General features: G+C 40.1%; 13 protein-coding genes and 1 pseudogene. 12 read left to right on the forward strand and 2 right to left on the reverse strand.

Annotated elements, in window-relative coordinates; all coding sequences use genetic code 11:
- The first annotated feature begins 321 nt into the window (after positions 1 to 321).
- The 12 genes from ASG81_RS20280 to ASG81_RS20340 all read left to right on the forward strand — a co-directional run bounded on the left by ASG81_RS20280 (position 322) and on the right by ASG81_RS20340 (position 8,971).
- Positions 322 to 747, forward strand: coding sequence for an NUDIX hydrolase (locus ASG81_RS20280; RefSeq protein WP_056638394.1), 426 nt, complete (start codon positions 322 to 324; stop codon positions 745 to 747).
- 142 nt (positions 748 to 889) lie between these two features.
- Positions 890 to 1,342 carry an NUDIX hydrolase gene (locus tag ASG81_RS20285; RefSeq protein WP_056638398.1) on the forward strand — a complete coding sequence of 151 codons (453 nt, stop codon included), beginning with the start codon at positions 890 to 892 and terminating at the stop codon, positions 1,340 to 1,342.
- A 376-nt stretch (positions 1,343 to 1,718) separates the two neighbouring features.
- Positions 1,719 to 2,135, forward strand: coding sequence for an NUDIX hydrolase (locus ASG81_RS20290; RefSeq protein ID WP_056638401.1), 417 nt, complete (start codon positions 1,719 to 1,721; stop codon positions 2,133 to 2,135).
- Positions 2,136 to 2,224: 89 nt separating this feature from the next.
- Positions 2,225 to 2,866 (forward strand): zinc dependent phospholipase C family protein, encoded by a 642-nt coding sequence (locus tag ASG81_RS20295; protein ID WP_056638404.1) that lies wholly within the window; start codon positions 2,225 to 2,227, stop codon positions 2,864 to 2,866.
- Between the two features lie 58 nt (positions 2,867 to 2,924).
- Complete coding sequence (locus tag ASG81_RS20300) at positions 2,925 to 3,230, forward strand: hypothetical protein (protein WP_056638406.1); 306 nt, start codon at positions 2,925 to 2,927, stop codon at positions 3,228 to 3,230.
- Positions 3,231 to 3,398: 168 nt separating this feature from the next.
- On the forward strand, positions 3,399 to 4,352 hold the full coding sequence (gene argC / locus ASG81_RS20305) for an N-acetyl-gamma-glutamyl-phosphate reductase (RefSeq protein ID WP_155971708.1): 954 nt from the start codon (positions 3,399 to 3,401) through the stop codon (positions 4,350 to 4,352).
- Positions 4,353 to 4,788: 436 nt separating this feature from the next.
- Positions 4,789 to 5,268, forward strand: coding sequence for an NUDIX hydrolase (locus ASG81_RS20315; RefSeq protein WP_200961558.1), 480 nt, complete (start codon positions 4,789 to 4,791; stop codon positions 5,266 to 5,268).
- A gap of 247 nt (positions 5,269 to 5,515) precedes the next feature.
- Positions 5,516 to 6,118, forward strand: a complete 603-nt coding sequence (locus ASG81_RS20320; RefSeq protein WP_056638415.1) for an RNA polymerase sigma factor — start codon at positions 5,516 to 5,518, stop codon at positions 6,116 to 6,118.
- Positions 6,045 to 7,364 carry a DUF4179 domain-containing protein gene (locus ASG81_RS20325; RefSeq protein ID WP_056638416.1) on the forward strand — a complete coding sequence of 440 codons (1,320 nt, stop codon included), beginning with the start codon at positions 6,045 to 6,047 and terminating at the stop codon, positions 7,362 to 7,364. The genes ASG81_RS20320 and ASG81_RS20325 overlap by 74 nt, the downstream gene beginning before the upstream one ends.
- Positions 7,365 to 7,644: 280 nt before the next feature.
- Positions 7,645 to 7,809, forward strand: coding sequence for a hypothetical protein (locus ASG81_RS31140; RefSeq protein WP_155971710.1), 165 nt, complete (start codon positions 7,645 to 7,647; stop codon positions 7,807 to 7,809).
- Positions 7,810 to 8,257: 448 nt separating this feature from the next.
- Positions 8,258 to 8,461 carry an Imm1 family immunity protein gene (locus tag ASG81_RS20335; RefSeq protein WP_056638422.1) on the forward strand — a complete coding sequence of 68 codons (204 nt, stop codon included), beginning with the start codon at positions 8,258 to 8,260 and terminating at the stop codon, positions 8,459 to 8,461.
- 219 nt (positions 8,462 to 8,680) lie between these two features.
- Entirely contained in the window at positions 8,681 to 8,971 is a 291-nt protein-coding gene (locus tag ASG81_RS20340; protein ID WP_056638425.1) for a hypothetical protein, read from the forward strand.
- 238 nt (positions 8,972 to 9,209) lie between these two features.
- Here the strand turns inward: ASG81_RS20340 and ASG81_RS20345 are convergent, their stop codons facing one another.
- On the reverse strand, positions 9,210 to 9,479 hold the full coding sequence (locus tag ASG81_RS20345; protein WP_056638433.1) for a hypothetical protein: 270 nt from the start codon (positions 9,477 to 9,479) through the stop codon (positions 9,210 to 9,212).
- A 130-nt stretch (positions 9,480 to 9,609) separates the two neighbouring features.
- Positions 9,610 to 11,350, reverse strand: a pseudogene (locus tag ASG81_RS20350) (glycoside hydrolase family 70 protein); the annotation flags it as partial.
- Positions 11,351 to 11,411 lie beyond the last annotated feature (61 nt).

Genomic DNA, 11,411 nt, shown 5'->3' on the forward strand with positions numbered 1-11,411 from the left:
CTCCTTAAAATTTATTAGCAGTAGAAGAACTGCATAGTAAATTTTAGGGTACTAACAGATACACAGAAAGCAGTATTAATTACCATCAAAATGGAGGGTTTAGTAGTTTTACCACCGCGGTAGCGGTTTTGTCCAAGATAAGTTATGTACTGAAAATGTTATGAGCGGGCAGGATAGTTCTACCGATTCGCGAAATGTAAAATACTGAAGTGTTTGCGAAGTTCGCTAATGTGACGTTAGATGAAACCTTCGGAGAGTATTTAAAGACGAAAATACCTTAGAGCATAAATACATATTAATCTTTTTAAGGAGAGTAAAGCGATGAATCAACCAAAGCATATCGTTTCGGCAGCTGCAATTGTAATAAATGACAAAAACGAATTATTACTTATCAAAGGACCAAGAAGAGGCTGGGAGATGCCTGGTGGTCAAGTAGAAGAAGGAGAGTCCTTAAGTCATGCTGCAATAAGAGAAACAAAAGAAGAATCAGGAATAGACATAGAAATTATCAAATTCTGCGGAATATTTCAGAACGTAGGAAATTCAATTTGTAACACCCTATTTTTAGCAAAGCCAATAGGTGGAGAATTAATACAATCATCAGAAAGCTTGGATTCAGGCTACTTTCCGATTGAAGAAGCACTAAAAAAAGTTGAATGGAAAGATTTCAGACAAAGAATAGAGTATTGTTTAAGACCTGAAATGCAACCTTTTTGTGTTGAGTTTAATGATGAGAAGAATATTTGAGGGTATCTCAAGAAGCCACAGGCATTATCTAACACCGTGTTCACGCATTGGGCCATTCGGCCCTCGGTCCGCCAGGTCAATATGTGGTATTATTGTGACGCAAAATAGGGTAGGATTACGTGATACAGATAGGAGAATAATCATGGAATGTGCTTGGTATGGTCTTGAAGAAATTGAAGAAAATGAAATAGAATATGTCGTTATGATAACCGAGTATCAAAATCAGCTAGTTATTATTCGGAATAAGAAACGTCAACTTTGGGAGTTGCCTGGGGGTAAGAGAGAGAATAATGAAGACCTTATTCAGGCTGCTAGTAGAGAATTGTACGAAGAAACAGGTGCTGTGAAATTTGAGTTAACACCATATGGAATTTATTTGTTGAATGGAAGTTATGGGATGGTCTTTTTCGCGAACATTTCAATATTTGATGAATTACCTGATTATGAAATCGATGAAATTAAACTAGTAGATAGTCTTCCAGAAAACTTATTGTATGGGAATGTTTATTATGACATGCATGGAAGGTGGAAGCAGCAGGATGTCCGGAATTTGGCGAGGCATTCTATCGACTATAATGATATGATGTTGAACTAACGGGTACGATAGTGGAGGAGTTTGCTATGTGGCAGCTCCTCTTTTCTATTGAAGTAACTGCAGAATAGTTTAGTGGTTGTACCATATACAATATAAACAATAAATTCGTGTTGTTCATATGAAGGGAGGAATTATCTTGATCATAATATCAATATTAGCCCTAGTGACGTTAATAGGTATTGAACTTCAGTTGAGATCAATGCATAAAACAAATAAAGAAATACTAGAATTGTTGAAAGACAAATCAAACAACAACGATTATTAAGCTAACGGGTACGAGAGTGGAGTAGCGTGCCGCGGCAGCTGCTCCACTTTTTGGAGTCTTAATATTTGAAAGGCATTAAATTAAGGGGGAATTATTCTGTCTGAAAAATTAATGGGTGGAGCGGCAATTATTTTAGATTCAGAGGGTCGTATTTTATTAGTAAAACACAGCTACGGTAAAAATAATTGGGATCTTCCAGGTGGTAAATCAGAGAAAAATGAGTCAGCAGAGGAAACAGCCAAAAGAGAGGTATTCGAAGAAACTGGAATTCAAGTAAAAGTTGGACGACTAACGGGAATTTATTATGACCCAAACTACGACATGCATCACTTTGCTTTCATTTCAAAAAGTGAGTGTAATCAAGAACCAAAGCCTTGTTCGCCCGAGATTTTAGAATGCAGGTATTGCTCAATAGATGATCTTCCAAAACCAATTAGTGACTTTACGATCAGACGAATACAAGATGCTTTAAGCGACGACGGAGAGCATCTCTTCCATACTATTGGCCCAAGGCAGTGGGTCGAATAGAACTCAGGAATTGTTGAACTAAAAGGGTAGGATAGTTATAACATAAATTGTAAATTGTGTGGTAAAACGTGTTGCAAGGAGGGGTTTTTATGGGTTCGCGGTTGATGCATTTAATAATTGGTGAGATAGTCGCTTCTAGCCTTGATGTTATAAAAAACAAGAGAGATTTTTTAATTGGTTCAATTGCTCCTGATGCTGCCTTCTCGTTTGAAAGGAAAGTTATTACTCATTATTTCGAAGGAGATGTAGACAAAGGAACTAGGCAGGTAAACTATCAAAGATACATTGATACATACTTATCAGATATAAAAGATGACTACTCATTAGGATATTTAACTCATTTAATTTCCGACAACGTGTGGATGGAGTATATCTATTACCCACATGAATTCAAGCAGAAGCAAGATTTAGACCCGACCTTTTTACAAAGGTGGCATTCAGATTTCAGAAAAATGAATACAAAACTGCTTTGTCTTTATAATATGGGAAACTTAAAAGATTGGTTGGAAATTGATGCTTTACCGAGGGAAATAGAAGAAATAACTACTGACGACTTACAAAAATTTATTGAAGAGATGTACAGAGATTTTGAAATTATAGAACAAAATAAATATTGCGAACTTGAAGTATATAATTTTGATGAAATTATCGAGTACATAAACCTATCGAAATCTAAGGCTATTGCTGTCATTGAAGAAATTACTTTTGATGGCCACACACGATTAAGCTAACGGATACGATAGTTCAATCACGAAATAACGGTAGCTGGCCATATGGAGGGTCATATTAATGGGGAAGACATTCTGCAAGAGAGCTAAAAAAATAGTGGTAAATGGTACTCAATTTCACTGCGTTATTAATGAAATCCCTAGTAATAAATTTGTGAACTTCAAGGTATATTCATCCAAAACCTCATATTTTGAGGTCTTATTTACATGGGAAGGTAGCTGGCACTTTATCCCACATAGACCAAGGAATTGCGAACGTTTAATAAGATATGCGATTGAAATTGGATGGGAATATAGTCTTGAAAAGAAAACATTGAAAATTGAGCAAGGTGATTTTCTCATTGATAAGCTTGGACTAAGTGTATGACTTCTTCACACTATTCAATGGGCTAACGGGTAGTTGAGGAGCTTGCTTCGAGGCAGCTCTTCTTTTGTTTATTGAAGTAACTGGCAGGATAACTCAATAATTATCATTGAATTTATATACGACATTACGTATAATTATACATAAACTTAAATGGTAAGGGGTGGAGAAGTGAAATATAAAATATTTGTAGATGGTCAAGAAGGTACAACAGGTTTAAAAATACATGATTACTTATCTAAGATTTCTAACATAGAAGTAATCAAAATTGAGTCGGAAAAGCGAAAAGATTACGAAGCCCGTAGGGCTGTAATAAATGAAGCTGATGTTGTTTTCCTTTGTCTTCCAGATTCCGCTTCAAGGGATTCCGTATCAATGGTAAGTAATAAAAAGACCAAAATAATTGATGCAAGTACGGCGTTTAGGACCAACCAGGAGTGGACATATGGATTACCAGAATTACATAAGAATCAAAGAAATAAAATCCAAAATTCATCTAGGGTATCTGTTCCAGGATGTCATGCGACAGGGTTTATTTTAGCTATACACCCTTTGGTAGCTGAAGGAATTATACCGAGGGATTACCCTACTTCTTGTTATTCGCTTACAGGATATAGTGGTGGAGGTAAGAGACTTATTTCTGAATATCAGAACTCAAATAGAGAACAGCTTTTCGCACCAAGACAATATGCACTTAACCTTAACCACAAGCATCTTCCAGAAATGCAACTATATACCGGGTTAAACTCAGCACCACTTTTCACTCCAATAGTCGGAAACTATTATCAGGGTGATGCAGTTACTATTCCTCTCTTTCCTAGAATGTTTATAAAGAATGTAACGGCAAGAGATATTCAGGAACTGCTTGCCTCGTATTATAAGGATGAACGTTTTATTCGAGTTATCCCATACGACTCTGAGGCATATCTTGAAGACGGTTTCTTTAATCTCATGCAATGCAATAATACAAATTATTTGGATATATTTGTTTTTGGTCATAAAGATGAAATATTACTTGTTTCTAGATTTGATAATTTGGGAAAAGGCGCCTCGGGGGCTGCCATTCAAAATATGAATATTATGCTTGGATTTGACGAAGGTATAGGACTAGAGTTAGAGAAATAAGTTCTTCGCTTAACTAACGGAAACGATAGCTTAATCATTATACGCTGGCAGCCGCTTAGACGTTCGGCTGTCTTTTCCGTGCTATCTGGCAGCTTGGTGAGAACTTAGACTAGATGAAATGCGCGTCTATAAAAAGAGGGGGGAGATAATGGTCGATTATGTATGGATAATCATAGCCCTATTATTAGGAGTTGGATTTCTCTTCATAAGGAAACCTAAGCAGTCGGACAAAAGCTCACGATGGATAGGATATATCCTCATTGTAATCTCAATATTACTTGTGGCAGGGGTCATTCTAGGGCACTTAGATGAGTTATCTCATGGGTATGGACACTGAAGTTGGTGTTTAACTAACGGGTACGATAGTTCAATAATGACGCGAGGGGAGCCGGCCAGATACGATCGGCTGCCTTTTCTGCGTCTAAGGATCCCCAAAATGCAACCTGCTGAAATAAGACATCGTCTAATCAAAGAGGAGAAACACAAGAAGAAGGCGGAGGCGAAGATAGTGGGTTTTAATGATACTTTTAGAGTCGGCGTACATGCAATAATAACTGATTCAGAAAGACGCGTACTTACATTGAAGAGAACTTATGGAAATCAGGGGTGGAGTTTACCCGGCGGGGCTGTAGACCCCGGCGAAACCATTCATCAAGCATTACTTCGTGAGTGTCAGGAGGAACTCGGACTAGAAATTCAAGACCCAGTACTAACCGGATTTTACTACCACAATAGAATCAACGCACAAGTTGGTATATTTCGTTGTTCCATTAGTGGGAGCCAAAATATTAAGCTCAGTGAAGAACATTCTGAATATAAATGGGTGCACTTATCTGAATTAAGTGAAGTTCAACGAGTAAGGGCTATCGATGCACTTGATTATGATGGTAAGGTGATTAGTAGAGCTTTTGATTAAACTAACAGATACGATAGTTGAAACGATCTAGGGAGCAGATTACCAACAGAATCAGTCAAAGCTCCATTAAGCTTCTTTTGCTGCTTCTCCTGGGTCAAAACTCGGATATAGTATTATTGATTTCATATACCTCCGCAACCTCCTAGGGATAGTATAATTTCCTTGTGACTTGGTTGTGGAGATTTTTTTGTACAAAATGAACTTTATTAACCTCTGCGATCTCTTATCTATGAAAAGGGGGGAGAACATGAATGTAAGCCGTCTTGTCAAACAAGCCCAAAAAGGCAACAAGGAAGCTTTATTACAACTAATCATAGCCGATCAGGACGCTTATTATCGTCTTGCCTACAGCTACATGAGAAATGAGCATGACGCGATGGATGCAATGGAAGACATGATTGTTACGCTTTATGAAAAGCTGGATCAATTGCAAAAGGGTGAAGCCTTCTACAGCTGGAGCAAAACCATTCTCGTCAATCGTTGCAAAACAATACTCCGCAAAAAGGAACGATTTCTTCCAGTGGGAGACGAGCGAGAACCATCACTTGCTGCATTAACTGACGATAATCCATATCGCTATACGGAGTCTGAGATGGACATGCAGGTGCTGCTCTCTCATCTGAATGCACGGCAGCGGGAAGCCATCAAACTTCGTTATGTACATGATCTTCCGTATCAGACGATTGCGGACATGACCGGTGCACCGGTTGGCACAATCAAATCAAGAATTTCGCAAGGCATACAAAAACTGAAAGTCATGATCGGAGGTGATCGTTATGAAAACGATCGAGGAGAGATTAGAGGAGCACAAACAGACCTTGAATATCGTAAAGGCTCCGTCAGAACTTGAGGGCAGACTTCGAAATGCACTTGAGCATGTCCCCACTAAGAAAAGTAGCATGAATAGAGCGATGAAATGGGTTGCATCATCAGCTGCAGCACTCCTTCTGATTGTCGGAACTTATCAATATCCTGCATTTGCTTATTACGGAGGTAAGTTGTTTAATAAAATCGAGCTGAACTCTCTAAGCTTTTCTGAACTGACGGAGCAAGGATACGGACAAACGGTCAACAAAAACAAAACGCTTGATGACGGCACTGTCATTACCATTAACGGGGTTATTGCGGACGATAACGCATTGCTAATGTATTACACCATTGATCGACCCGCAGGCTCCGTGTTTACTGACAATAGTTCATTTCGTTACGACGTGGGTAAAATGCAAGGGTTCTTGACTGATTCAGATCCGAAAGAAGGAAGTGGCAATTATAGCAAAGACGAGACCCAGTACGAGGGAGTATATAAATTCGAGCCGGTTAGTCCTTTCTCCAGAACATTAACCGTTACATTCAGTGAGTGGCTAGATAATGGGGAACGGGCATCATATCCGATCTCCTTCAAGTTTGAAGCGAATAAAGCGATGAACAGTATGCTTGAAGAGAACATTTCAAAATCCGTTACTGTCGATCAGGGGACTGTCCACTATGACTCCATTACGGCTTCACCAACTTCAACCATCGTGAAGGGACATTATGAAATGGATTATGAGGGATACCCGAGATTTTCAGGTAAAACAAAGCTTTATGTGAATGGAACTGAAGTGAAATCATGGGGAATGCGATCGGATCGTTTTGCTGAAAAGGGCATCCCGGGATTTGAACTTGAATTTGATGTGCTTCCGACAGACAAGATGGAGACCATTGAACTTGTGCTCGAAAATTTCGCCGGATATCAGAAAGTAGAAGAACCCATCTCCCTATCCTCACCATCAGATCATTCCATCAAAATTGGCAATGAAAAGGTATGGATTCGAAGCGTCACAAAAACCGATACAGGCTATGATATCGTTATTGCTAGAAAACAATTTACAATCTTGGAAACGGAAAATTTATCCGTTCAAGCTGGTGGTATCGTAGTTCCCGTATCATCAATTTCCTCATCACGCCCGTGGGATCTGAAAAACGGTAACATCCTGTGGGAGCAGACGTATTCTTTTAACACAATGGAGGAACCGGAACGCCTGCTGCTGGACGGATTTCACTATATTAAAACCTACGACAAGACAATATCTATTCCTGTAGATATTAAAAAATAAAGTCATACGCTTGTTAAAACCGCTCAATATATTCACAGATAAATGAACTGTAACCCGGAAGATAGACACTTTTGTAAAAGGGTGGCTGTTCTAGGTTGAGGGACGGATACGATAGTTCAACCACAACATGACGACAGCCGGCCACACGATCGGCTGTCGTTGTTCGTTGAAGTAACGGGCAGTAATGCTCAATAAAAATGAGAAAATGGAATTAAAAAATGATTACCAAATTATGGTACAATAACCTAAGGCCATTTGATTTATATTGGAGGGGTGATTCTTGCAAAAAGCATTAGTAGTCAATTATTTTAACGAAAAGAAGAATAATTTAGAGGAAATAAATCAGCTTCTGCAGGACGGATGGAGGGTTGTAAGTCAAAGTTCAATGAGCGGTTCAGCTGGTAGTAGTACTGTTTATTCGCTGATCATTTTGGAGAAAAATTAGAGCTATGGCATCGGATTCTTTGAACTAAAGGATTACAAGAGTTGAATAACCAACTGTCATGGGAACGATTGGCAGCCTTACTACGCTAACGGGTACTATACCGCAATAACCATCAGGAGAAGGCAGCCAGTATTATCGGCTGCTTTTTCTACCTCTTAAAGGCTGAATAGCATTATAACGAAAACACTGTATTGAAGGGGTTAAGTATTTGTTTCACGAATAAAAAGTAAAACAGTTCTAAGAGGTGCCAATATATGCACGTTCAATCGATGTGGATAGATAGATGGATTAGTAATGTAGATACAGGGAAAAGGATTGATCAACCTTCTTGGTATCATATTGAAAGCCATTTAATGAAATTAGACGGTAACATACATACGATGATTACGCTTGATGGCAATAATGATTCGCAGATGTTAATTGGAGCGGAGAAAACGGTAAATATATCGTGACAGCAACTTTTGATACCGAAACATTTTACACGCTAGTTAATGAATATGAATCTGAAGAGTTAGTGGAGTTAGTAGCTGGCGGACAATTAGGTGAATATCCAATGAATTTCTGCGTTGACCAACATTTAATGCTTTCTGCTGTCAAAGAATTTTTCATAAGTGGAAAGATTGATGATACAGCGGATTGGTTAGGTGAATAGCTCGCTATCATGGATCGATAGCTCCGTGACAACATACTCCCTTGATTAGTGTAGTTATTTTTACTCAATAAGTGTGTTCTTAAATCTTCATTAAGCTCCCATGGAAGAACGCTAAAGTTTATTTAGGTAACGGGTACGATAGTTCAATTCAGACAGATTAAAACCTTCCAAAAAGAATCGCTTTTACTGCATGTACCGTGGATTTGAAGGAGCGTGTTCATGTTTATTTGGAGAAGAGCGGCATTTTGGTTCTTATTATTCAGCATTATCATTTGCTTTCACGACTATTGGAAAACGATTCATATTCATGATCCGACGATTCTCATGATAGGACTTGGACCGTTTGAACCATTCCATCATTGGATGCTAGATTTTGATCCTTTCGAGCCGCCAGTTACTGCCGCTATCAGTGCAAAAATGCGCGGTTATGTCATGCATTTGATTTTTTTCTTTTTAGTAGGTACGGCTCTTGATAAACTTATCCGCAAATTAAAACGAAAGCAAAGCTGAAGCTATGTAATTTCGCGGCCGGTCGATTAAGCTAAACATTCCTGTAGGGCCTAAGATTTGGCTTATGCAGGTAGGAAAAACAACTTACTCATGTTTCCGTTTCAGCCATTTCTCAATTTGACTCATGTCAGTTTTTTGCCATTCGTGTCCGTTTCTGCCTTTATCGCCGGTTTCAGTGCCAGTGTTGCCGTTGGCTACAGATGGAACGAGGGATGCATCGATACCCTTGATGCCGTTGTCAATTTTTTTCCTTTATTATCCTCGGCCGGCACCCAAACTCCCAGATAACCGCGTACGGATTGGTTTTCCCAAGAACAGGTACGGTCAAAATACCGTTTGTATCGGTTTTCAGCGCTTCCGTGCTGAATCCGGTCGCGTCTACAAATGTTTGATTGGCATGCTGCTTGCCCATATCGACATTGATTATTGTGTTAGTGTGCGGGTTGTTGGAGATAACAGTCGCCACTCCCGTATCCCGGCTTGTTCTGAAGCGAACGCTGACAATCAAATCTTTTCCTGCTTCAGACGACGTATTGCTCGGGTAGTACGTAATCTTCTGATCGCCGGAAACGTATTTCTGCCGCTTTCAGCAGCTTGACGATCGTATCGTAATAAGGCGTCTTCTCCGACATATAGGATTTGTTTCCTTCATACATATCCCCGTAGAAGACTGTAGGAACAGTGTGCATATTGGCTTGGCACATTATGAGGAGCATATTGCTTATCCGCTTTCRCTCTGTCTTTGGAAAATTTCTCRAAYTGAATCATTTCATAGGCAAGCGTCTTCGGCTTCACTCCGTTTGCTTCYTCTGCAGTAAGAGGAATCGGCTTAATCGCATTGTGCTCTTGGTCATGGTTATTGACAAACGACMAGTTCGGCGTTTTAAAGCTGTTCGGATTGGTTCGGTCGACATAGGATGAGCTTACGATGTCTTTGAGCGGCCGCCAGCTCCAGGCATTGCCCAAAACATCTCGCATTGCGCCAAACATACGGTGATCGTAWACGAGCTGCCCATTGTTATTGTTGTTCTCGAAATCCACCTGATTATCAGTGTAGGATTCAATAAAGCTTAAATGACTATTCAAATCTTTGCCATATCGCGAGCTCATCAAATCCTGGAATTTGGTGAGTATATCGGTGTTTAAGTGAGACGCCGCGTCAATACGGAATCCGTCGAAGCCATATTCATCCATCARGAATTTGGCCCAGTTTAGTTGCTCTTCCTGTACGACAGGATGCGAATTATCGATATCATTTCCGATCAAAAATTCGTACTTCAGATGGTGGTTATTGCCGTTGTTAAACCGAAGGTTTCCGTGCGGATCGGTTGCCGCAGTGTAACCTGGTTGGGAGAAGATATACTTGTCAGTCAATTTGGATACAGTCGCTGAATCCGCTGCAATGATTTTCTTTCTGACTTCGTCGTCGCTGTTTCCGTCAAAACCGTTTTCACGCATAAAATCAAGATAGTTTAGGTTTGTCGCACCTTGTTGCGGATCGATATAATAGAGCAGCACCGGTTTCCAAACTTGTTCAGTCTCCGTAGCCGCCCGCAGCACCGGTTTCCAAACTTGTTCAGTCTCCGTAGCCGCCCCTTCGACAGCAAAATAGGCATCTACCGTTAAGTAAGTGTCAGTGGCTTTAATTTTCCCATATTTTTGGGCTTCGGAGTTTGCCAGCCAATCCGGGAGATGATTGCCTGCGTCATTCGGCCCGAAATAACGATACGGCTTCAAGTTTTCATCGACCATTACACGGTACAATCCAAGCTGCTGCGGAGTTGCTCCGTTATAATACGTATGATTCCATTCCTTGATCACGCCATATTTAGCCTGGCCGGGACCGCCGCCTTTACTGTAAACCTGAACCAGTCTGTCTTTCACATTCGGGTCGTTTGTTGGAAGCCCCATCATCTGATTTGGAACGAGATCTTCCTGAACTTTAAGGCCGTTGGCGTGCATTTTTTTAATGACTTTTTTCAGCTCATCGCTCGTCCCGTATTTGGTTGCCCGCTCGCCGTTCAAGCCTTCGGGAAACTCACCCAAATCATACCGGTCTACGATCGCATAGCCTTCACCATAGTAGGATTGGGAAAAAGCCCGGTAAGCCGGTGGTATCCAAACGTCTGTGACGCCCCAATCCTTCAGTTGTTTACTGTTTTTTTCAAGAGTACGATACATGTTTTTATCATAAGGCTGGTACAAACTAAACGTTTGATAGATGACGCGCTTATCCAATTCAGCATTTGAAACAAATCCTTTTGAAATTTCCGTCTGATCTTTCGGCTTTGCCGCTGCCGGAATCGCTCCAGCCATGACAGAGCCCGAAAACAGACTGCAACATAAAGCAATCGTCGTCCATTTCTTTGTAATCTTCATAATTTTTTATCCCCTAACTTTGTATTGTGCAAACGTTTGACCCGGGTCTGCTTCAAACTTT

The sequence above is a fragment of the Paenibacillus sp. Soil522 genome (assembly GCF_001428245.1).
Lineage (GTDB): Bacteria > Bacillota > Bacilli > Paenibacillales > Paenibacillaceae > Pristimantibacillus.